Below are 22,865 nucleotides of genomic sequence, written 5' to 3' on the forward strand. Positions count from 1 at the left end.
CAGGAACTAAAAAAAATTTATATCATATATAGGTGATATCCCCGTGCGAAATTTTTAAGGAGGAGATCTTGAAACCTATGTTACCTATGGAAAAATATTTCGGTAAGTTAGAACTAGTCTATGCATTTTATGGGGCTATGCCCACAGGCGTTAGTGTATCAGAAACCGGTCGTATTTTCATTTGCTTTCCGAAATGGGGAGATGACGTTAAATTCACAGTGGGGGAAATTGTTGGGGATACTTTGCAGCCTTATCCCAGTTTAGAAGCCAATTTGGGTAGTCAAGGTAATATCGCAATGTCTTTCATCAGTGTCCAAAGTGTAGTTGCGGATGGAAGGGGAACACTTTGGGTATTAGATACAGCGGCACCGAATTTTTCTGTACCAAATATAGGAGGGGCAAAATTAGTCGCTGTGGATTTAAAGACCAATACAATAAGAAAAGTATATACCTTTACCGAAGATGTTGTCCTGCCAACAACTTATCTGAATGATGTCCGATTTGATTTTCGAGTTGGAAAAGCAGGTTATGCCTATATAACGGATTCATCTTCCAAAGGACCAGGGGCTATTATCGTTGTAGATTTAGAAAGTGGAAATGCGTTCAGACGGTTAAATGGAGCAAATTCAACTTCACCCGACCCTTATTTTTTACCGAAAGTAGAAGGAGAAATTTTGATGAACCGAAACAAAGATGGTTCAACATCTCCATTCAGATTGGCGTCTGATGGTATAGCGATTTCTCCCGATGGAAAGGTTTTATTTTATTGTCCACTTTCCAGCCGACATTTGTATTCAATCTCAACAGAAGCTCTAAGAGACCGCACGATACCGGATACCGATTTACCTTATCGGGTCGAGTACTGGGGAGAAAAAGGTGCGTCTGATGGAATGATCACTGGTGCAAAGGGTATCATTTATGCCGGAGACTATGAAAACAACAGTATTCGAAGGATATTGCCGAATGGCCTAATGGAAACCATCGCTCACGATCCGAGAATTTTATGGCCGGATACTTTTTCAATTGGGCCGGATCAATACTTATATGTCATTGTGAACCAATTACATCGGCAGGCAAGGTTTCATTATGGAAAAGACCTTCGACAGAAACCTTATAGTTTACTTCGTATGAAAATTGATGAATTCCCTGCTTCTACCTTTTCGTAGTTGAATAATTTATACATTACATCAGGTGAGGTTTAATCGGTTTTTATCCGGGAATTTGCTGACGAGTCTACCTTCAATCTTATAACTCATATATTTCCGACTATTTCACAAAAAATGGTTGTTAGGAACAGTTTTATTGGTCAATGTTAAACTGTTCCTAAAATTTTCTATAGATTAGGTAAATTTCCACTTTTAGCTGGAATGAATCTTCCAATACATCTGTTAACATACACATTCAATCCCCTCTCTCTTTGTCTATCCTCTAAATTTCTATATAATATCCAAAGGCATTTTTCTAGTTGGCTGCGGAAATACCTCATCAAGTCTATTTAAATCCTCTTTTGTTAATTCAATGATAGTAGCTTTCGCATTTGCTAGTACATGTTCTTCTTGAACAGCTTTTGGAATAGCTAGACAATCGTTAGAACGGATTGTCCAAGCGAGAGCGATTTGTAAGGGTTGTACAGCGTGTTTTTCTGCAATCTCTTTAATGGTTGGATCCGTTAACAATTGTCTTCTTAATGAACCTCCTTGAGCTAGCGGGCTATATGCCATAATAGGCATGTGATGATCTCGCTGCCATGGTAAGAGATTATAATCTATACCCCTTGAACCAAGATGATATAACACTTGATTAGTCATACAATTTTTTCCGTTAGTGGTGTTCCATAACTCTTTCATATCATCGGTATCAAAATTGGAGACTCCCCACCTCACTATTTTTCCTTCCTTGCGTAGCTTTTCCATTCCTTCAATGGTTTCTGCTAATGGCACACGTCCTCGCCAGTGTAGAAGGTACAAATCAAGATGATCGGTTCCCAGCCTTTTTAGACTGTTTTCACACGCTTTGGCAATCATATCTAATCCTGCATGATGAGGATACACCTTTGATACTAAAAAGACGTCATCTCTACGTCCTTTAATTGCTTCACCTACTAAGCGTTCAGAATCGCCATCACCATACATTTCGGCCGTATCTATTAGTTTCATGCCTAATTCTATTCCGAGTTGTAAAGCTTTGATTTCCCTTTCTCTCATTTGAGGTTTTTCTCCCATGTACCAAGTTCCTTGTCCTATCCTTGGTAGAGAAGTTCCATCAGGCAATGTAACTACACGACTTTCAAGGGAATTTTTTATTTTTGTTAATTTATTTTCGTCCTGTACACTCATTAAAAATCAACACTTCCTTTTGTATCTTTTTATGTACTGATTGAACAAAAAAGGTGGCAATACTCTTTTGCAGTATTGCCACTGGTAAATCACTCTATTCTTACCTTATTTCTATTTTAGTTAGAACTGCTGCTTGGTAGTGCGGTAAGCTTCGGTTCAACATCCATTTAGGCATTATACTAAGTGAGCTCCACCATCAATAAGAACAGCCGTCCCAGTAGTAAAACCATTTTTAGCAAGATATACATAGGTTTCAGCTATGTCTTCCGGCTTTGCAATCCGTCCAACAGGGAGCTGTTGTGCAATGCCGCTGAACAGTGCTTGCCTCTGATCATCTGACATTCCAGCATAGATTGGAGTGTCTACAATTCCAGGTGAAACCACGTTTACCCTAATAGGGGCTAGGTCTACGGAAAGCCCTCGAACCAATCCTTCAATGGCTGAATTGATTGCCGCTAACGTAGTAGCGCCTTGAGGAGGACGAACGCCATATACACCAGAGGTTAAGGTGATTGAGCTCTCATTGCTTAAATATGGAAGTGCTGAACGGACAGTAATATACTGCCCCCAGAACTTACTATCAAACGCCTCTTTAGCACTTGCCACAGGCAGTTCGCTAAAGTGCCCCATCGCGCCTTCACCTGCTGTTACCACAAGGTGGTCAAATTTTCCAACCTCACTGAAAAATTCTGCTGCTTTTTCTTCGCTTCGAAAATCGATTTCAATTGCTTCTACACTGCCACGAAGAACTTGTTTTGCTTCATTTAATTTGGAAACAGAACGGCTGGCAATGATCACTTGAGCAGACTGATCTAGAAACGCTTTAGCAGTTGCTAAACCAATACCAGAAGTACCTCCTAAAACAACTACTCGTTTACCATTTAATGACATAGTAAAACCCTTCCTTCTTAAAACCTTTTTTGTATTGATCATTCATTGTGAAATTTATTTCTAAAACGATACTATTCAGTACCTATTATTCAGCTAATAATTTTAAGGATTCACGATTAAAGGCAGGAATGTCATCCGGAACACGGCTTGTAACAATATTATTGCTTACTACAACTTCTTCATCTTTGTAGTTAGCACCTGCATTTTTGAGATCGTTCCTTATTGATTTGAAACCTGTTATGTCGATGCCTTTTAATAGGTCTGTATCAATTAATACTTGTGGACCATGGCAAATGGCAAAAACAGGTTTGCCTTCTTGTATAAATGCTTTTGCGAATTCACCAAAACGGTCATCTTCACGTAATAAATCAGGAGAGAAGCCGCCAGGGATAAGTAAAGCATCAAAGTCTTGAGGATTAACTTCCCCGATTCCTTTATCTATTTTTACTGTTTCACCTTTTTTACCAGTAATATCTTTTCCAGCCTGTATGTCGATTGTGATCACTTGATGACCAGCATCTTTAAATGCTTGTGCTGGTTCTGTGAATTCTACATCTTCAAATAAGTCTGTAATTAGTGTAGCGATTTTTTTGCTCATCATGATAAGCCCCCTTAAATTTGTAAAAGCATAGTTGGTATTATTCTCATTTAACACAATAAAAACAAGTAATCTACCGTGATTAGTATTTGTTACTGCTAGATATATGAGGGTATAAAAACATTTAGTATCGCTCTGTGACGTGTTTAATGATGGTGATGCCCTTTGGAAGAATTCGTGATTTCAAATCCTGCTTGCGGCACATAGAAATACTTGATCCAGACCCCATCTAAAAACGGTTCCCTTTTATCAAGTAAAACATCAATATCTTTGTCTGTTTTCACAATTTCATCGTGTTCTGTAGGAGTATCAAGCTTTATATCATAATGGGCATGGTCCCCATGCTCTAGTGTAACGTAGACACGAACCATTTTCCCTTCAGCCTCTTCACCTTCTAACATTTGTTTCAGCACTTTAGCAGCGTTTCGGTTAATTTTGCAGTTCATATCATTTTCTCCTATTCTGATAACTTTTATCTTTTTAATTAAGGAATCCTGTAAACAACCTTATAACCTGATATCACGGTTTTATCCATATTCAATGCCTTAGAACAATCATCAAAGAGGTTTCCTTGCTGATGTCCTCCTTTTTACCTTTCGCTTTTTATAATTTCTGCCAGAAGCTCGTATGAATGCAGGCGAGCTTTGTGGTCGTAAACTTGGGCAATGGCCATGATTTCATCAGCCTGGCTCTCATTCAAAAATGTATGCAGCTTGTCCTTTACCGTCTGCTGGCTGCCAACAATCGATGTGCCTAATTGCTGCTCGAGAGCCTTTAATTGGTAGCCGCTGGCCACTTCGGATATGTTATCTACCGGTGGTTGAAGCTTTGTAAGGTTGCCGCTCATCAGATTCAAAAATTGCTGCTGCAGGGTTGTGAAAAGGTGTTTTGCCTCTTTATCCGTTTCTGCTGCAATGATATTCAATGCCACCATCGCATACGGCTTCTCGAGAACATTCGAAGGCTTAAACGCCTTGCGATAGATCTGTAGAGCACCCAGAGTGTTAAGTGGCGAGAAATGGGAGGCAAACGCGAATGGCAAACCCAGTTCTCCGGCCAGCTGCGCACTGAAGCCGCTTGAACCCAGCAGCCAGATTGGAATATTCAAACCTTCACCTGGAATCGCTTTTATTGAGTTCCCTTGGGCCAAGGATGGATCAAAGTAACCGCGGAGTTCCGCTAATTGCTCAGGAAAGTCATCTCCAGTACTTCTCAAGTCGCGTCTCAATGCACGAGCAGTCCCTTGATCTGTACCGGGTGCCCGCCCCAGACCAAGGTCAATTCGCCCAGGATATAGGGATTCAAGAGTGCCAAACTGCTCAGCGATGACGAGCGGAGCGTGATTCGGCAGCATGATTCCTCCTGAACCAATCCGGATTTGTGATGTACCGGCTGCCACATGGGACATCACCACAGAAGTCGCGGAACTGGCGATAAACGGCATATTGTGGTGTTCAGCGAGCCAAATACGGTTGTAGCCAAGTTTTTCAGCATGCTGTGCGAGTTCCAATGTATGGCGGAAAGAATCAGCAGGAGTACTTCCGGCTGTTATCGGTGAAAGATCCAGCACCGAGAATGGAATTTCGTTTAGTTGAATTGCATGTTTAGACATAAGTTCATCTTCTTCCCTTATCAAATTTGATTAAAAACTAATCTCATACTGGAATTTCATGAGTCTGAAAGTAAGGCTGCACAAACTCTCCAAGCTCCTGTATGACTTCCTCGGGAGGGCGCTTTGAAAAATACAATACAAATGCCAGGTGATTGACACCTATGGATTGAAATTGATATAAAATTTCTAATAACTGTTTGGGCCCTACACGAAATCCTAAAGGAATCGGAATAGGAAGTACATCGGTATTTTCCGATAAATCGATATATAAAGTCTGAGTGAAAGGCTGGATCACTCTTGGGGTGTGAATTTCCCACAACTCGCGATAGTCTTAAATCAATTGAGTTTGTTGTAGGATAATCCTCGGGTAATGGATCCAGCCGTCCCCATTTTGGGCGATCCATTCAATCGATTGATTGCTAAACCCTGTCACCATAGTCGGAATCGAAGAAAAATGCTTGGGGATCTCATATCCGTTCCATCGATGACGCCTACTCATTTTATTCTTTTGGTACACCTGTTATATACTCGAGCTGTAATAAACTTACTTTAATCCTCTTAAATTTTTGTACCAATGTATTTTTCTAACTTATTAATCGTCTCCTCATTACGGCGATAATACGTCCATTGTCCGATTCGCTTTATTTCAACAAGTCCGCTTTGCAACAGAATCGATAAATACTGTGAAGTAGTGGATTGAGAAATCCCCGCCTTGCTTCGGATATCCCCTACGCAAACCCCGCCTTCAAATCCTTCATCAGCAATAATATGGGCATGCGGTGAAAAATGACTGTCGGGATCTTTTAACATTTGAAGAATGCTCACCCTCGTCTGGTTCGACAATGCCTTAAAAATTTCAACGGCTTGTTCATCATTTAAGCGTTCCAATTCCTGCTTCAATGTCATCTGCCTCTTTCTATATCGATTATCACTATCCCAATGGAAGCTGGATAGATGATCTGAAAGCATCATGCCAAATCGGTAATTCCCGATATTAATACATTAACCATCTGGTCCTTCCAAATCAAATGATCTGCTTCGAAGGAGATACGGCGAAAAAACTCCCATCTTAAAAAAGACCATTAAAAACCCTGCAAATGACAGGTTTATTCGACTGTTCCCCCACTCTATCTTTGAACTAATTCCATTATTTTCAGCTTATAGACTTCTCTATTTGATACAAGGTATGCAATATTGTTTCTGTATTCCTGATAATGAGCCGACTGAATATGTTATTCCAGCACTTCCTCATCCTTCCATACTTCATATAAAACGAAAGTTTGGTCTTCAGATTGGTATAAGTCATACTTTATACAACCTGCCTCTTCCTTTGATGCCGCTTGGACCTCGGATAGCAGAAGTCATAAAAAGAAAAAGATATTTCGGAATTAAACAAATAAGCATAAGCTAATATTTACAATGTTTCTTTACAAAACCTATTAGAAAAGAAGCACCTTCACTTAACTGAAAGGAAGGTGCTTTTTCCTACCCACCATTAAAAATTAAAATGTTCGAATGGTGCAACTCGACTAAACCAAGACATTTTTAATCCTTTTAATCATTTTTGATAAATTTCACTGACGCTTAGAAACTTTAGGGCTAATACTAATTATTTTAAGCTATTACTAATAACGGGTATACTGATAAGGAAAGGATGTGGTTCATCATGAATACTATGAAGGCGGTAGGATTAACTCGTTACCTTCCAATTGAAAATCCCCAAAGCCTGGTGGACGTAGTTGTAGAAAAACCAAAAGCAACGGGTCGTGACATTTTGGTCAAAGTTGCGGCCATATCGGTCAATCCTGTTGATACAAAGGTACGGGCTCCTAAGGAAAAAGTTGAGGAAGTTCCTAAGATTCTAGGTTGGGATGTAGCAGGAGTCGTCGAAGAGACAGGACCGGACTGTTCATTGTTTCGTCCGGGAGATGAAGTTTTTTATGCTGGCAGTATTGCACGACAAGGCGGAAACAGTGAATACCATCTGGTCGATGAACGAATCGTTGGGCGCAAACCTGTTTCCTTAAGTTTTGTGGAAGCCGCAGCTCTTCCCCTAACCTCCATTACAGCTTGGGAAGCGTTATTTACCCGAATGGCTATTTCCCAAGATCCGGGCCTTAACCAAGGAAAGGCTATGCTGATCATTGGTGCAGCCGGGGGTGTAGGTTCCATTGCCACTCAGCTTGCAAAACAAGCGGGGCTTACTGTAATCGGGACTGCTTCCCGATCGGAAACTGTTAGCTGGGTTAAATCAATGGGCGCGGACTATACCATTAATCACCATGACCCGCTCCTTCCACAACTTCAAGCAATTGGATTTACAAACGTTCCGTACATTTTTTGCCTGAATGCTTTGGAAAAACACTGGGCCGGTATTAGCGAAGCTATTTCTCCGCAAGGAGTTGTGTGCGCTATTGATGATCCAGCCTCTCCGCTGGACCTCAAATTGCTTAAGCAAAAAAGCGTCACCTTCGTGTGGGAGTTTATGTTTACTCGCCCTGTTTACGAAACAGACGATATGATTGAGCAGCATCTATTGCTTAATCGTATTGCTGATGCTGTGGACCATCAAAAATTAAAGACAACACTGGCCGAAGTCCTTGGACCGATCTCAGCAGAAAATCTCCGTCAAGCCCACAAATTTTTGGAGAGTAACAGGGCGATTGGTAAAATTGCCCTGGAAGGTTTTGTTTAAAAACCTGTTTACAGAGAGCGATAAATTGGTGATCCGATAATTGCAATTTGATATAAATATAAAGCCGGCTGCGGATCAGCCGGCTTTAATTACACAAAGAAACTTTCTTTAAAAGAGAAGTGGTGTTTTAAGATGTTCATGGTTTGGGAACCTATGATAGATACAAAAGGATGAAATAAAGTCACCTCAGTATAAAAATTAATCTGTAATTCCTATGTACAAGTGAAACCCTGCTTACCTCCATCGCCTTTCATAATAAATCAGTTTCCCATAATCCAAGCTGGCCTTTTGCTGGGATACGTTCATTCAAGATCTTTATGTCTTGAACCTCCCACGCATATCCTCCCACATTAAAGTCTCCTAAAAAATAATCATTTCCTGATACGATTTGTCCATTTTCCAGGACTGCTGAGGTCTGGTTTTTTTCAGTTATTTCCAGACAATTTTCAAGCCTGCCTACAGCAATGATCATTCCGGTCGGAAGTGTCTCTTCTGTATATCCATGCTTACCGAGCAGCGAAAGGATCGCCACATGCCTGCAGACATCCTTATCTATTTTTTTACTTGTATGAATGGCAAGCGGTCCGCGATAGTTTGTTTTCCATGACCTTGTTTCAAATTCATTCTCTCGTAGGACAAAAAGACTTGCCCAAGGCTGAATCATAGATAATACCTTCATTCTCACGGCCACCAATCTATAAAGTTTCGTTTCTCTTATCGTGTCCATAGAGAAGAATATTATTAGCAAAAAGGTTTAATTGGAATTCAGAAACCAGAATTATATTTCATAAACACAAAGATTTACTTGTTTTATTTTCCATTTTTCATCGTTGAACTCTTTTACGTTTAAGTAAATAATTTTGGTGTCTAAAAAAGTTTTAAAAATTCTTTTGCTGCTTTTGATAAGTAACTATTCTTCCTCCAAATTACTTTAGGTTCAGATATTAAGGTCTGTTCCTTTAGCTGAATGACTCTCAATCCTCCCAATGAATGGAGGGATAGTAACGAGAGCGGTAAGATCGTCGCACCAAACCCCGATGAAACGAGACCAAGTAACATTATTAAATCCTGACATTCGCACAGTATATTTGGTTCTAAATCTAACTGTTGAAATTCATTGACTATTTGCCCATACGCACCTAAACCATAGTTTGGCCGCAGAAGAATCAATGGCAAATCGATAATTTCCTCTAACCTGCATTGTTCTAATCCACTCCACGTCCATTTTTCAGGTAACACAAGCACATATGGATCACTTTCCAATGGCATTTGAGAGATACTTTTTTCTGTTATTGGACTATTTGTTATTGCAATCTCAATCTGGCGTTTAGATAACATTTTTATGAGATGAATCGTTTCACCTTCCCATACTTTGAAAGTAAGACCAGGATTCTTCTCCCGAATATCTACCACCTTAGAAAGAATTAAAGATGCACAATAAAGATTGGATCCAACAGATAAAATCCCACTGGCGCCTTTCCTCAATTCTTGAACTTCAACCATTGTTTCATCAAGTTTATTTAAAAGTTCTTTTGCTCGAAGTAGTAATCTTTCCCCCTCCAAGGTTAAATTAAGACTTTTGTTATCTCGATCAAATAAAACGACGCCAAGCTCTTCTTCCATTTGTTTGAGTTGTCTGCTCAAAGGGGGTTGAGCAATATTTAATTTCTTTGCAGCGGTGGTGATCTTACCTTCTTCTGCTATAGTGACAAAGTATTTTAACTGTCGAATATCCAAGATGAAACCTCCATCATACCAAAAAGATATAGTAAAAAGATAAAACAGATATTTTAAGTATTGATAAATTGAGTATACACTAAGATGTAGTGTAATTCATATGTTTTAAGGAGTGTGACTTTGTTGTTCAAGAAAAATATCATACAATTTCCAAAGCTTTTATCGGTTGGGAATATATCAAATGGATTTGTGGCCTGGCTTTTTGGTTCAGCGGGACCATTATTAATTGTTTTGCAAGCTGCTGAAAAAGGTCATTTGCCGGGAAGCATAACCAGCTCATGGATTTTCGCCATTTATGGAATGGGGGGACTCCTAACGCTCATCGTCTCCTTATATTATGGGCAGCCCATAGGCTATGCCTTTTCAATACCTGGAGCCATTCTTGTCGGCTCAAGCTTAACCCATTATTCTTTCAACCAAGTGGTTGGTGCCTATATTATAACCGGGATCCTTATTTTTCTTTTAGGAATATCTGGCCTTGTTACAAAATTGATGAAGGTTTTGCCTATCCCGGTTATGATGGGGATGGTGTCAGGTGTCTTACTCCCTTTCGGAACTGAGATGATCCGCTCGGTTGTAAAAAATCCGTTACTCAACGGTATCCCGTTACTTGTCTTTCTTGCTCTTTCATTTTTCTTACGATTTTCAAAAAAGTTCCCACCTATATTAGGGGCGATCATTGCATCAATTCTTTGTCTTAAATTTTTGCCGAACGTTTCTGTACAGCCTCTCCATATAACAATGGGCATTCCCCATTTTATCATTCCAACATTTAGTTTTTCCGTTATAGGGGAACTTGTCATTCCATTAACCTTAACGGTTATTGCCATTCAAAATGCCCAAGGGATTGCTATGTTAGAGACCCATGGCTATCGTCCACCGATCAATGCCATGACCAATTGGAGCGGAATCGGTACCATTATAAATGCTTTTTTTGGGGGCCACCCAGCCTGTATTGCAGGTCCCATGACGGGCTTACTTGTTAATAAGGAATCAGGCAAACTTGAACATAGGTATGTCGGTGCCATTGTATTAGGAGTATTATCCTGTCTATTAGCTCTATTTTCTCCAATGGCTTCGCAAATTCCACATGTCATTCCTGCCTCATTAATTCAATTACTAGGTGGAGTCGCCATGATTAGTGTACTGGTTGACTCTTTGAAAATGAGTTTCTCTGGTCGATTCAAATCAGGCGCCCTCTTTTCCTTTATAATCACAATCTCTGGGATCTCTATTTTCCATATCGGAGCGCCATTCTGGGGTCTGATTGGGGGTACCTTGGCCACCGTATTCTTGGATAAACAAGATTTTTATAAATCCGAATCAAGTGACCAAAACAATGAAACTAACTTGAGTGAAGCTCTTTTAAAGGAAAAAATTTCTTAACAGCAATTTTATAGACCTCGGATACATCTTTAGGACACAATAAAGGGACACCTAGACATAGTGCGGTCTAGGTGTCCCTTTATTTCTTTGTATAGAATAAAATCTTCATCTCATACTCAACCCCATTGAGTATCATTATCAAAAAAAGAACAAAAAATAATTATTAAATTATCATGAAAAGAGGTTGACCCCCTTGGCTGGAGGCAACCTTAAATCACTAGTTAAAATTCACCTAATCGACTCTTATTTTACTAAAGGATCCAACCCGGCAGTTTCCATATAATCTTTTCCCCAATTATACATAGCATCGAGAATCGGCATCAAACTTCTCCCTTGTTCAGTAAGGGAGTATTCTACTTTTGGAGGAACCACGGGATAGACTTCGCGTTTTACAATCAAGTCTTCTTCCAGTTCTCGCAATTGATTAACTAGCATTCTCTGCGTGATCCCTGGCATAAGAGCTTTCAATTCACCAAACCGCTTCGTTCCCTCTTTCCCTAGATGCCATAGTATAAGCATCTTCCATTTACCACCGATAACGGAAAGAGTTAATTCCTTTTCACAATTAAACATCTTTTCCTGCATTCGCGACATTTATCATCACCTCCCATTTATTATAGCCCATAGTATACTTTTTTCACTATATTAAATAAAAGTCTAAACTTGTAATATCCTTCCATACATAATGTATTAGCAGTGAACATAAGCTATGCGAAAAATTTCTTCTTCATCAAAAGCTTTACTTAGTTTACCGTTTAATTCTTGAACTGATTTCAAGTCATGTCCAAACGGTTTTTCGATAATTAGACGTTTCCAACTAATACAGAAAATAGACCATACCGAATAGCGCAGTACATTGTTTCTTTTAAGGTTAATAGTAAGACTAAATATACGATTCCCTTATAGTATACTTTTCGACACTATGTAAAATAAAAGTGCGTACTTTTAATGTTGAATCATACGATGTATACTTGCAATTGTTCAGTGAGAGAACATGATATTCCTTATTGCTCGCAGTACAATTAAGGCATTATATGGATTATATTACTGTAAAAGTAATATCACACTTTGGAGATATTATCACTGAACAACAATAAAAAAATTATAGGAGTGAATATAGATGGAATTACAATTAGCATTAGATTTAGTCAATATCCCAGAAGCAATTGAACTGGTAAAAGAAGTAGAGGAACATATTGATATCGTTGAAATCGGTACACCGGTTGTAATTAACGAAGGTCTACATGCTGTAAAAGCAGTTAAAAAAGCATTCCCTACCTTAAAGGTATTAGCAGACCTAAAAATCATGGATGCAGCTGGTTATGAAGTAATGAAAGCTTCTGAAGCAGGTGCAGATATCGTGACAATTCTTGGAACTGCTGAAGATATGTCAATCAAAGGTGCTGTTGAAGAAGCGAAAAAACAAGGTAAAAAAATCCTTGTTGATATGATTGCTGTTAAAGACCTTGCTGAACGTGCAAAAGAAGTGGACGCTTTGGGCGTGGATTATATTTGTGTTCATACTGGCTACGATCTTCAAGCAGTTGGAAAGAACTCTTTTGAAGATTTACAAACCATCAAAGGTGTTGTAAAAAATGCTAAAACTGCAATCGCAGGTGGTATTAAGTTAGACACACTTCCAGAAGTCATCAAAGTACAACCAGACCTTGTCATTGTAGGTGGCGGGATTACTGGGCAAGCTGATAAAAAAGCTGCTGCTGCCAAGATGCAACAAATGATTAATCAAGGGTAATTCAGATCATGAATACAACCCAATATCTAGCTGAAATCATAAAAGAGTTAAATCGCTCCGTAGATTTAATTTCGAATGATGAAGCTGAAAAATTAGTTAATGGGATTCTTGAATCAAAAAAAATCTTTGTTGCAGGCGCAGGTAGATCTGGATTTATGGCCAAATCATTCGCCATGCGAATGATGCACATGGGGATAGATGCCTATGTGATTGGAGAAACAGTAACCCCTACCTTTGAAAAAGATGACATCTTAATCATTGGATCAGGTTCAGGAGAAACGAATGGTTTAGTTTCCATGGCTGAGAAGGCAAAAAGCATCGGTGGGACGATTACAGCTGTAACCATTTTCCCTGAGTCCACTATTGGACAATTAGCGGATATCACAATTAAGTTGCCTGGCTCACCTAAAGATCAGTCGGAGAGTGATTTTAAGACGATTCAACCAATGGGCTCATTATTTGAGCAAACACTTTTATTATTTTACGACGCTGTGATTCTTCGGTTCATGGAGAAAAAAGGCTTGGATACCAATAAAATGTACGGTAAACACGCCAACCTAGAATAAATATATGATCCCCTTGAGTTCTAAATAGAAAAGACCGCAAGCTGTTCCCATGGAAAGTTGCGGTCTTTCTGTTAGAAAGAACTACTTCAATTTGAAAAATTTTAGGAGTGATAAAATGATTTCTTTAAATGGAAAAACTGCAATAGTTACTGGCGCAGGAAGAGGCATTGGACGCGCTACTGCTATCGCCTTAGCAAAAGAAGGCGTTCATTTAGGACTAATTGGCTTAAATATGTCTAATCTTGAAAACGTTGCTTCTGAACTTGGACAATATGATGTAAAGGTTTCTGCTGCAACAGCAGATGTGACCGATCTTGAAACCGTTTCAGAGGCGGTTGAACACATCACATCTAACTTGGGTCCAATCGATATCCTAATCAACAATGCAGGTGTTGCAAAATTTGGTGGCTTCCTTGACCTAACACCTGAAGAATGGGAGAAAATCATCCAAGTTAATTTAATGGGAGTGTATAATGTAACAAGAGCAGTGTTACCAGGTATGATTGAGAGAAAATCAGGTGATATTATCAATATATCTTCATCTGCTGGCCAAAAAGGTGCTCCAGTTACAAGTGCTTACAGTGCTTCTAAATTCGCTGTTTTAGGGCTAACAGAATCACTTATGCTAGAAGTAAGAAAACATAATGTCCGTGTTACTGCTTTAACACCTAGTACGGTGGTTACAGATTTAGCCATTGATACAAATCTTGTTAAAGGCAACGAAGAAAACGTGATGCACCCAGAAGACCTTGCAGAATTAGTCGTGGCTAGTTTAAAATTTAATCCAAGAGTATTCGTTAAAACAGCTGGATTATGGTCAACAAATCCTTCATAAAACGAAGCAGATCCAGTGGGGTCTGCTTCTTTAGTTCGTACAAAAAACTCTTATATGTATCAGTGATACAAGGACATTACTTTCTCTAAATCAACCCTTAAAAGCTTCGATTTCGAAATTTTGCACTCAAATCTATGTAAAGGTTGTAATCGATGCAGATGAGTATCTTGATATTACAGAGAAGATTGAAGTAGATGAATTAAAGAAGTTTGCTGAATACACAAAAAGAGAAGGAGTCGGCACGTAATAGGCTCGACTCCTTATCTTTACTATTTATACGTTCATAAACCCCTGTGTTAAAAAGGTTTTTTTGAATTATCCGATTGAACCTTCCATCTCGAACTTGATCAGGCGGTTCATTTCAACGGCATATTCCATTGGAAGTTCTTTCGTGAATGGCTCGATGAAGCCCATTACGATCATTTCTGTTGCTTCTTCCTCAGAAATACCACGGCTCATAAGATAGAATAATTGTTCTTCTGATACTTTTGAAACCTTCGCTTCGTGTTCTAACGAGATGTTATCGTTCAGAATTTCGTTGTAAGGAATCGTATCGGAAGTCGATTGATTATCCATGATCAGCGTGTCACACTCAATGTTTGAGCGTGCGCCTTCCGCTTTACGGCCAAAGTGTACAATTCCACGGTACGTTACTTTACCACCATGCTTGGAGATGGATTTAGAAACGATTGTAGAAGAGGTATTAGGTGCAAGGTGAATCATTTTCGCTCCTGCATCCTGGTGCTGGCCTTTACCTGCAAGTGCAATGGATAGTGTCATACCACGGGCGCCTTCCCCTTTAAGGATGACAGCCGGATATTTCATCGTCAATTTAGAACCGATGTTTCCATCCACCCATTCCATCGTTGCGTTCGCTTCACATACGGCACGTTTCGTCACCAGGTTGAACACGTTGTTCGCCCAGTTTTGAATCGTCGTGTAACGGCAGTACGCATCTTTCTTGATGATGATTTCAACGACTGCAGAGTGAAGGGAGTTCGTTGTGTAAACCGGTGCTGTACAACCCTCTACATAGTGCACGCTTGCACCTTCGTCGACGATGATCAGCGTACGCTCGAACTGACCCATGTTTTCCGAGTTGATACGGAAATAAGCTTGAAGTGGTGTATCCACCTTTACGCCTTTAGGAACATAGATGAACGATCCACCGGACCAAACCGCTGAGTTCAGGGCAGCAAATTTGTTATCCGTCGGAGGGATTACCTTCGCCCAGTGCTCACGGAATAGCTCTTCATTTTCTTTAAGAGCCGAATCAGTATCTTTGAATACGATTCCCATATCTTCAAGATCTGATTGCATGTTGTGGTAGACAACTTCTGACTCATACTGAGCAGAAACCCCTGCAAGATATTTTTGCTCTGCTTCCGGAATACCTAATTTATCAAACGTCTGCTTGATTTCTTCAGGTACTTCATCCCAGCTGCGCTCTGACTTTTCAGAAGGCTTCACATAGTAAGTGATCTCATCGAAGTTCAGTTCCTGCATGTCTCCGCCCCATTGAGGCATAGACATATTATAAAAATGCTCAAGTGACTTCAAACGGAAATCAAGCATCCACTTAGGCTCATCTTTCATACGAGAAATTTCTTCAACGATTTCCCGCGTCAAACCACGTTTAGAACGGAAAATCGATACGTCTTTATCGCTAAAGCCATATTTATAATCTCCGATCTCAGGCATCTTCTTTGCCATGTTGATTCCTCCATTCTTAAATAGAGTCGGAGAAGAGCTTATTCCTGCTCTTCTTCCTGCACTCCTTTTTCCATCGCTTTCCAGGCCAGTGTTGCACATTTGATACGGGCCGGAAATTTCGCGACTCCTTGTAATGCTTCTATATCTCCTAAATCCACATCGTCGTCATAATCATTGCCCTGCATCATATCAGAGAAGATCTTGGAAAGCTTGAGTGCCTTCTCGATCTCTTTCCCCTTGACTGCCTGTGTCATCATGGACGCAGAAGCCATGGAAATTGAACAACCTTCCCCATCGAACTTCGCATCCTGAACGACACCATCTTCAACCTTTAACGTAAGGTGAATACGGTCTCCACATGTAGGGTTATTCATATCGATGGTAAAGCTCCCATCCTCTAAAGAACCTTTATTACGTGGATTCTTGTAATGATCCATGATGACTTGTCGATATAACTGATCTAAATTATTAAAAGACATCGCTGAAAAACTCCTTTGTCTTCACCAGGCCGGCAACAAGCTTATCAATATCTTCTTCTGTGTTGTAAAGATAGAAGCTGGCACGCGCCGTAGCGGATACGTTCAACCACTTCATCAAAGGCTGTGCACAGTGATGGCCAGCACGGACGGCAATCCCTTCTGCGTCAAGCACGGTTGCTACATCATGGGGATGTACATCATCTATGTTGAATGTCACAAGACCGGCACGCTGCCCGGGATCACTTGGCCCGAAAATGGTCATACCCTCCACTTCGTTCATCTTATCCAAAGCGTAAGCGGCAAGCTTATGCTCATGCTCTTCAATGTTATGAAGACCGACCTGCTCAAGGAAATCGATGGCAGCTCCAAGTCCGATGGCTCCTGCAATGATCGGAGTGCCTCCTTCAAATTTCCACGGAAGCTCTTTCCACGTGGATTCCTGAAGTCCGACAAAATCGATCATCTCTCCACCGAATTCAACCGGCTCCATATTATTCAGATGCTTTTTCTTGCCGTATAATACCCCGATCCCCGTAGGTCCTACCATCTTATGACCGGAGAAAGCGAAGAAATCGCAGTCCAACTCTTGTACGTCAATCTTCATATGTGGAGCAGCCTGTGCTCCGTCCACCACCATGACGGCACCATTTTCATGGGCGATCTTGGTGATTTCCTTGATTGGATTCATCGTACCGAGTACGTTTGAAACCATCATGATGGAAACGATCTTCGTTTGAGGAGTGACGGTCTCCCTTACATCCTCGATCGCAATCGTTCCATTTTCCTGGAGAGGAACGTATTTCAACGTTGCTCCCGTTTCTTTCGCCAGCTGCTGCCAAGGAATGATATTACTGTGATGTTCCATATGAGTGATCACAATTTCATCACCCTCACCAACATTGGTCCTGCCATAGCTAGCTGCGACGGTATTGATCGCTGTCGTCGTCCCACGGGTGAATATGACCTCCTGGGTAGAGGAAGCGTTGATGAAATTACGGACCTTTTCACGGGCACCTTCATAACCATCTGTCGCTCTCGTCCCAAGTGTGTGGACACCCCGGTGAACATTGGAGTTATATCCACGATAATAATCGTTTACTGCTTCTATGACGGAAACCGGCTTCTGAGACGTTGCGGCACTATCAAGATAAACGAGTGGATGGCCATTTACTTCCTGGGCGAGAATCGGAAATTGTTTACGAATCTCTTTTACATCCATTAGTTTACTTTCCTTTCAATTACCTCAACCAGTTGTTTCTTGACTCCTTCAATCGGTAATTGCTTTACCACAGGAGCAAGGAAGCCGTGAATCACAAGACGTTCAGCTTCATGCTGAGGAATCCCGCGGCTCATTAGATAGTAAAGTTGAAGTGGATCCACTCGCCCTACTGAAGCCGCGTGTCCTGCCGTTACGTCATCTTCATCAATCAGAAGGATCGGGTTCGCATCCCCACGTGCTTTTTCGCTAAGCATCAATACGCGTGATTCCTGCTCTGCATTTGACTTTGAAGCACCATGTTCGATCTTACCGATACCGTTGAAGATAGAAGATGATTCGTCCTTCATGACGCCATGCTTAAGGATGTATCCTTCCGAATTTTTACCGTAGTGAACAACCTTGGTCGTAAAGTTTTGCTTCTGTTTGCCGCGACCAACGACTACGGTTTTCGTATCGCCATAAGAGCCATCGCCCATAAGGTTCGTCACGTTTTCAGAAACAGTGTCACCATCGTTCATTAACCCTAAAGCCCACTCGATGCGTGCATCCCTTGCAGCTACTCCACGACGGTTTACGTAAGTCGTGATCCCGCTTGAAAGATTGTCCACAGCACCGTATGCCACTTTTGCGTTATTGTTTGCCAATACTTCTGTGACAATGTTATAAACGCCATCTTCTACGTTTGCAGTAGAGATATAGTTCTCCACATATGTCACAGAGCTGTTATCTTCAGCTACAACCAATACGTGGTTGAACATCGCAACTTCAGCATTGTCGTGAACGTAAACCGCTTGAATCGGTTGAGAGAGTTCCACGTTCTTCGGAATGTACAGGAACGCGCCTCCATTCATCAATGCAGCATGAAGGGCTGTAAGCTTATGCTCATCCGCTTTTACGCCTTCAGTCATGAAGTACTTCTGTACAAGCTCACTGTGTTCTTTCACAGCCGTAAAAATATCCGTAAAAATAACACCGTTATCTTTTAATTCGTTCGATAGTGAAAGAAAAGCAGGTGTATTATTCCGTTGAATATAAAGACTTTGATCTTTGTTATCTAAATCAACTAGTGCTTTCGCTTCTTCAGGCAGCTCGCTCAATGATGAAAACGCGTCACTTTCCACTGTATGCTTCTGGAATTGAGTGAAGTTCCAGTTTGTGATCTTCGTTTTATCTGCAACTGGAAGGCTAAGATCCTTTACTTTATCAAAGGCATCTGTACGAAGGGTTGTTAACCATTCCGGCTCTCCAAGTTGTTTTGAGTAGGAGCTGACATAGTCTTGATCTACTGGTAGTTTCGTTTCTACAGTCATTTTCATCCCCCTAACACTTACGCTTCTTGGCCGACAGTTTCGTCTTTGATTCCCAGCTCTTCTTTGATCCAGTCATATCCTTCTGCTTCAAGGCGTTGTGCTAATTCTTCGCCGCCTGATTTCACAATGCGTCCCTGCATCATAACGTGAACGTGATCAGGAGTGATGTAGTTAAGAAGGCGCTGATAGTGAGTGATGATCAGGCAACCGAAATCTTCCCCACGCATTTTGTTGATTCCTTTGGAAACAACTTTAAGCGCATCGATATCCAGACCTGAATCAATCTCGTCAAGGATGGCGATCTTAGGTTGGATCATCATTAGTTGAAGGATTTCATTACGTTTCTTCTCTCCGCCTGAGAATCCTTCGTTCAGGTAACGTTGAGCCATATCCGGGTCCATCTCAAGGTATTCCATTTCAGAATCCATTTTGCGGATGAACTTCATAAGTGAAATTTCTTCGCCCTCTTCACGACGGCTGTTGATCGCTGAACGTAAGAAGTCTGCGTTCGTTACACCGCTGATTTCACTTGGGTACTGCATTGCAAGGAATAGACCTACGCGGGCGCGCTCATCCACTTCCATTTCAAGGACATCTTCTCCGTCGAACGTGATGCTTCCTTTTGTCACTTTATACTTTGGGTGACCCATGATAGCAGAAGATAAAGTTGATTTACCTGTACCATTTGGTCCCATTACTGCGTGGATTTCTCCACCTTTAATTTCAAGGTTAACCCCTTTCAGGATTTCCTTTCCTTCAATCTCAACATGAAGATCTTTAATTGTTAAAGTAGAACCTGCCATGTGTATTTACCTCCGTGACTTTATAATGAATTTAAGAATATAATTCTTTAATCATTCTCAATTTATTCTCATTACAATCTTATAACAAATAAAAGCTATTATCAACTTTTTCAAGTTGTCAGTTCATGTTAATCGAACGATATAAACCCTTTCTATTGTTGGCCAAAAGGGATAGGAAAATGTAGGCTGTCTACGACCTGTTTTCTTAGAGAACTTTCGCTTTTCATATAGCGAGTGGTTTGATTTCCGCTGCAGGTGCTCGCTTTCCGCGGGGCGTGAGTTGAGTCTCCTCGGGCTTTGCCCTGTGGGGTCTCAAGATCCAGCTACGGTGGCTAGCCCCTCGAGGTCATAAGCTAAATGGGCTGAGCAAGCCACCTCCGCTTTTCAGGCTTTCCCGCTATTCCCGTCGGAGTCGAGCACCTTTCGCTCCAATCAATTTTCAAAGCTTGAGCTTCCTATAATCACCACAAATTTTATTTTTAAAAACAAAAAACCAGTGCATCGTCTACACTGGTCTCCTTTTTTCTTCCTTATTATATATTAGCGTGCACCCTGCGATCAAGTGCAGCAATCATTCGGCGGCTTTCTTTGTAATCCTGCTCTCTTTTCTTCTCTACTTGCATTCTGACTTCATGCTTTCGTTTGTACACCTCATAACCTATTCCATGGGCTCCATGCATTGCCTTCTCCATTTCACTTGTGTACGAGATACTCTCAAGAGAGTCGATAATGAATCATTCCTTTCGGGTTTTTAATTACTTTACAACTATACTACCCCCTCGTTCACAAGACAAAACCGGTATTTCATCATTTTTTCTAAAATTTATCCGTCAGCCTGATTCCCGGGGGCTACCCTTAAGTTTTCACAAAATTCCGCCATTATACTGCCAAATAATACTGTCCCGGTGGAATTTTATTAGCCTTAATGTATATTTATTACCGAAAGTGGTATGCATTTTAAAAAAGTATCTCATAAAAAAAAGAGAAGGATCACTCCCTCTCTAAGCACTCATTGCTTTAGTTGATTCAAATCCTGAATCGACTGCTGTACTAACGTGACAGCCTGACTCATGACTGCTCCTCCGCCGAATGCTGCGGTCACTCCGATGGCTTCGAGGATCTCTTCTTCAGAGCATCCTTGATCCAGGCAACCTTTTGTGTGGTAGATAATACAATATTCATCCTGAGAATAAAGGCTGATTCCAAGTGCAATCAATTGTTTTTCCTTTTTGGAAAGGACTCCCTCTCTGAAGCAGTGCTCTGTAAACGTGTTATATTGCTCTGCAAGCTCAGGCATTTTCTCAGTGAAGATTCCAAGTCCCATTTTATAATCATGAAGGGCTGCTTCGGTTGTGTTTCTAGGTTCCATCTGCATTTCATCCAACTCCATTTCGAAAATAGATTCATCGAAAATAGTATGAGCCAATTTGGAAATGAATATGTTAAAAAGTTACCGATACCACTTGATAAAAGAAAGCGACTGGACAAGAGTGTTTGTTAAAGGAAAATCCGAACGATCTTTCGAAAAATTCTTTTTTAATTCGAAGTCGTTCGGATTTATTATTTAGCTGTATACGTAAATATAATTATTTTTGAATGTAGTGAGTAGTGGTTGATTTCCCAGCGTAAGTGATTCACTATAACATTGTAATGTCGAGTTTGCTTCAACATTAGATCCACCAATTCTGTTTCTATGAGTTGCTGTAAGCCATTACCGTTAAATATATAAATATCTTTTCTTACTTGATGTGAATGATTCATTTTGCACCGCCACACCCCAAATAATCAAACATTCGAAAACTATTGTCTGTGTATGAATAACAACAACCTTGGTGAATGGCGCTTTTATTATTAGTGCTAATGCATATTTTGTGTTTACAGCAGGATCTAGCTATTGATTGGAGTGCAAGACGAAGACTCCTACGGGAAAAGCGGAATAGGTGAGACCCCGCAGGAGCGACAGCGACGAGGAGGCTCGCCTTCCGCCCGAGGAAAGCGAAGTCTTGCACGGAAATCAATAGCGGTGTAACAAGTAGTCACCACTTTATTCGTCTTTAGAGGAATTGGATTAAGGTATGTCCCAGCCTCTTTTCTATTGTTATTCCGTTACGGGTACAACTGCTCCATCCCATTCTTCATTAATGAAGTCCTGGATTTCTTTTGAGCGCAGGGCTTTGACCAATTCTTTCACTTCTTCTTTGTTTTCGTCACCTTTATTTACAGCAATTACGTTCACATATGGGGAGTTGCTGTCTTCGATGGCGATGGAGTCCTCCAGGGGTTTCAAGCCTGCATCTATGGCATAGTTGGAGTTAATCACAACTGCGTCCCCTTCTTCATTTTCATACATTTGCGGAAGGAGTGCCGCTTCGTATTCATAATCGAATTTCAGTTTTTTTGGATTTTCTTTGATGTCTTCCAGCTGTGCCTGTGTATTTTCCACTCCGTCCTTTAACGTGATCAGACCTTTTTTCTCTAATAATGTAAGGATGCGGCCATGATCGGATACGGAATTACTCATCAAGATCGTGGCACCTTCAGGAAGGTCCTCAAGAGATTTATACTTTTTGGAATATACACCGATTGGCTCGATATGAATTCCGCCTGCATTGACGAAATCATATTCGTTCTCTTTCATCTGCAAGTCCATGTAAGGTACGGTTTGGAAGTAGTTCGCATCCAAATCACCATTGTCCAAGTCTTTATTCGGAAGGATATAGTCTTGATATGTTTCAATTTGCAGGTCGATTCCCTTATCTTCCAAAATCGGTTTCACTTTTTCAAGGATTTCCGCATGGGGAACGTTTGACGCTCCTACCACTAATTCCTTCCCGTCACTGCTTCCAGAGCCGGAATCACTCCCGCATGCTGCCAATCCAAAGATACTTGTTGCTGCTACTATTCCTGCTAACCATTTTTTCATCTGTTTTCT

Annotated in this window: 25 protein-coding genes and 1 pseudogene; 6 read left to right on the plus strand and 20 right to left on the minus strand. The window is 40.7% G+C overall.

What is annotated here, in order from left to right; translation table 11 throughout:
- The first annotated feature begins 68 nt into the window (after positions 1–68).
- Positions 69–1,166: an L-dopachrome tautomerase-related protein gene (locus tag P8596_RS20150; protein ID WP_279724827.1), complete on the plus strand. Its 1,098-nt coding sequence runs from the start codon at positions 69–71 to the stop codon at positions 1,164–1,166.
- A 270-nt stretch (positions 1,167–1,436) separates the two neighbouring features.
- Here P8596_RS20150 and P8596_RS20155 read toward each other — a convergent pair whose 3' ends face one another.
- The 8 genes from P8596_RS20155 to P8596_RS23930 all read right to left on the minus strand — a co-directional run bounded on the left by P8596_RS20155 (position 1,437) and on the right by P8596_RS23930 (position 6,795).
- Positions 1,437–2,336 carry an aldo/keto reductase gene (locus P8596_RS20155; protein WP_224522030.1) on the minus strand — a complete coding sequence of 300 codons (900 nt, stop codon included), beginning with the start codon at positions 2,334–2,336 and terminating at the stop codon, positions 1,437–1,439.
- Between the two features lie 174 nt (positions 2,337–2,510).
- On the minus strand, positions 2,511–3,227 hold the full coding sequence (locus P8596_RS20160) for an SDR family oxidoreductase (RefSeq protein ID WP_279724830.1): 717 nt from the start codon (positions 3,225–3,227) through the stop codon (positions 2,511–2,513).
- Positions 3,228–3,312: 85 nt separating this feature from the next.
- On the minus strand, positions 3,313–3,825 hold the full coding sequence (locus tag P8596_RS20165) for a cysteine protease YraA (protein WP_224522318.1): 513 nt from the start codon (positions 3,823–3,825) through the stop codon (positions 3,313–3,315).
- Positions 3,826–3,971: 146 nt separating this feature from the next.
- A complete protein-coding gene (locus P8596_RS20170) occupies positions 3,972–4,271 on the minus strand; it encodes an iron-sulfur cluster assembly accessory protein (RefSeq protein ID WP_224522028.1) in 300 nt (99 codons plus the stop codon).
- A gap of 143 nt (positions 4,272–4,414) precedes the next feature.
- Positions 4,415–5,437 (minus strand): LLM class flavin-dependent oxidoreductase, encoded by a 1,023-nt coding sequence (locus P8596_RS20175; protein ID WP_224522027.1) that lies wholly within the window; start codon positions 5,435–5,437, stop codon positions 4,415–4,417.
- A 331-nt stretch (positions 5,438–5,768) separates the two neighbouring features.
- On the minus strand, positions 5,769–5,936 hold the full coding sequence (locus P8596_RS20180; RefSeq protein WP_279724832.1) for a hypothetical protein: 168 nt from the start codon (positions 5,934–5,936) through the stop codon (positions 5,769–5,771).
- A 59-nt stretch (positions 5,937–5,995) separates the two neighbouring features.
- Positions 5,996–6,343: an ArsR/SmtB family transcription factor gene (locus P8596_RS20185; protein WP_279727038.1), complete on the minus strand. Its 348-nt coding sequence runs from the start codon at positions 6,341–6,343 to the stop codon at positions 5,996–5,998.
- A 326-nt stretch (positions 6,344–6,669) separates the two neighbouring features.
- Positions 6,670–6,795, minus strand: coding sequence for a putative quinol monooxygenase (locus tag P8596_RS23930; protein WP_224522316.1), 126 nt, complete (start codon positions 6,793–6,795; stop codon positions 6,670–6,672).
- A 308-nt stretch (positions 6,796–7,103) separates the two neighbouring features.
- Between P8596_RS23930 and P8596_RS20190 the strand changes: the two genes are divergently transcribed.
- On the plus strand, positions 7,104–8,132 hold the full coding sequence (locus P8596_RS20190) for a zinc-binding alcohol dehydrogenase family protein (RefSeq protein ID WP_224522025.1): 1,029 nt from the start codon (positions 7,104–7,106) through the stop codon (positions 8,130–8,132).
- Between the two features lie 250 nt (positions 8,133–8,382).
- On the opposite strand, the gene P8596_RS20195 is transcribed toward P8596_RS20190, so the two are convergent.
- Both P8596_RS20195 and P8596_RS20200 read right to left on the minus strand, forming a co-directional pair.
- On the minus strand, positions 8,383–8,811 hold the full coding sequence (locus P8596_RS20195; RefSeq protein WP_279724833.1) for an ASCH domain-containing protein: 429 nt from the start codon (positions 8,809–8,811) through the stop codon (positions 8,383–8,385).
- A gap of 188 nt (positions 8,812–8,999) precedes the next feature.
- Positions 9,000–9,869, minus strand: a complete 870-nt coding sequence (locus tag P8596_RS20200) for a LysR family transcriptional regulator (protein ID WP_224522023.1) — start codon at positions 9,867–9,869, stop codon at positions 9,000–9,002.
- A gap of 123 nt (positions 9,870–9,992) precedes the next feature.
- Here P8596_RS20200 and P8596_RS20205 point away from each other — a divergent pair, with 123 nt between their 5' ends.
- Positions 9,993–11,255 (plus strand): benzoate/H(+) symporter BenE family transporter, encoded by a 1,263-nt coding sequence (locus tag P8596_RS20205; protein WP_279724835.1) that lies wholly within the window; start codon positions 9,993–9,995, stop codon positions 11,253–11,255.
- A gap of 243 nt (positions 11,256–11,498) precedes the next feature.
- Here the strand turns inward: P8596_RS20205 and hxlR are convergent, their stop codons facing one another.
- Together hxlR and P8596_RS20215 are read right to left on the minus strand one after the other, a co-directional pair.
- Positions 11,499–11,849: a transcriptional activator HxlR gene (hxlR, locus tag P8596_RS20210; protein ID WP_224522021.1), complete on the minus strand. Its 351-nt coding sequence runs from the start codon at positions 11,847–11,849 to the stop codon at positions 11,499–11,501.
- A 114-nt stretch (positions 11,850–11,963) separates the two neighbouring features.
- Positions 11,964–12,071: pseudogene (locus tag P8596_RS20215) on the minus strand (hypothetical protein); the annotation flags it as partial.
- A gap of 304 nt (positions 12,072–12,375) precedes the next feature.
- On the opposite strand from P8596_RS20215, the gene hxlA reads away from it, so the two are divergent.
- From hxlA to P8596_RS20230, 3 genes are all read left to right on the plus strand, one after another.
- A complete protein-coding gene (gene hxlA, locus P8596_RS20220; RefSeq protein ID WP_224522020.1) occupies positions 12,376–13,008 on the plus strand; it encodes a 3-hexulose-6-phosphate synthase in 633 nt (210 codons plus the stop codon).
- 8 nt (positions 13,009–13,016) lie between these two features.
- On the plus strand, positions 13,017–13,574 hold the full coding sequence (gene hxlB, locus P8596_RS20225) for a 6-phospho-3-hexuloisomerase (RefSeq protein ID WP_279724837.1): 558 nt from the start codon (positions 13,017–13,019) through the stop codon (positions 13,572–13,574).
- Positions 13,575–13,689: 115 nt separating this feature from the next.
- Positions 13,690–14,409 (plus strand): 3-ketoacyl-ACP reductase, encoded by a 720-nt coding sequence (locus tag P8596_RS20230; RefSeq protein ID WP_279724838.1) that lies wholly within the window; start codon positions 13,690–13,692, stop codon positions 14,407–14,409.
- Positions 14,410–14,724: 315 nt separating this feature from the next.
- On the opposite strand, the gene sufB is transcribed toward P8596_RS20230, so the two are convergent.
- The 8 genes from sufB to P8596_RS20270 form a co-directional block, all read right to left on the minus strand.
- Positions 14,725–16,122 carry a Fe-S cluster assembly protein SufB gene (gene sufB / locus P8596_RS20235; protein WP_034763673.1) on the minus strand — a complete coding sequence of 466 codons (1,398 nt, stop codon included), beginning with the start codon at positions 16,120–16,122 and terminating at the stop codon, positions 14,725–14,727.
- Between the two features lie 38 nt (positions 16,123–16,160).
- The gene (sufU, locus tag P8596_RS20240) at positions 16,161–16,601 is read right to left on the minus strand and encodes a Fe-S cluster assembly sulfur transfer protein SufU (protein ID WP_034763670.1); all 441 of its coding nucleotides are present in this window, start codon (positions 16,599–16,601) and stop codon (positions 16,161–16,163) included.
- On the minus strand, positions 16,591–17,820 hold the full coding sequence (locus tag P8596_RS20245) for a cysteine desulfurase (RefSeq protein WP_279724839.1): 1,230 nt from the start codon (positions 17,818–17,820) through the stop codon (positions 16,591–16,593). The genes sufU and P8596_RS20245 overlap by 11 nt, the downstream gene beginning before the upstream one ends.
- Positions 17,820–19,130, minus strand: a complete 1,311-nt coding sequence (sufD, locus tag P8596_RS20250; protein WP_279724840.1) for a Fe-S cluster assembly protein SufD — start codon at positions 19,128–19,130, stop codon at positions 17,820–17,822. Before sufD ends, P8596_RS20245 begins: the two co-directional genes overlap by 1 nt.
- A gap of 17 nt (positions 19,131–19,147) precedes the next feature.
- Entirely contained in the window at positions 19,148–19,933 is a 786-nt protein-coding gene (gene sufC / locus P8596_RS20255; protein ID WP_279724842.1) for a Fe-S cluster assembly ATPase SufC, read from the minus strand.
- Positions 19,934–20,466: 533 nt separating this feature from the next.
- Positions 20,467–20,613 carry a YuzK family famiily protein gene (locus tag P8596_RS20260; protein ID WP_167562138.1) on the minus strand — a complete coding sequence of 49 codons (147 nt, stop codon included), beginning with the start codon at positions 20,611–20,613 and terminating at the stop codon, positions 20,467–20,469.
- A gap of 329 nt (positions 20,614–20,942) precedes the next feature.
- Entirely contained in the window at positions 20,943–21,308 is a 366-nt protein-coding gene (locus P8596_RS20265) for a carboxymuconolactone decarboxylase family protein (protein ID WP_079532028.1), read from the minus strand.
- A 723-nt stretch (positions 21,309–22,031) separates the two neighbouring features.
- The gene (locus P8596_RS20270; protein WP_279724843.1) at positions 22,032–22,856 is read right to left on the minus strand and encodes a MetQ/NlpA family ABC transporter substrate-binding protein; all 825 of its coding nucleotides are present in this window, start codon (positions 22,854–22,856) and stop codon (positions 22,032–22,034) included.
- Positions 22,857–22,865 lie beyond the last annotated feature (9 nt).

The organism is Rossellomorea sp. DA94 (genome assembly GCF_029834455.1).
In the GTDB taxonomy this organism is placed as follows: domain Bacteria; phylum Bacillota; class Bacilli; order Bacillales; family Bacillaceae_B; genus Rossellomorea; species Rossellomorea vietnamensis.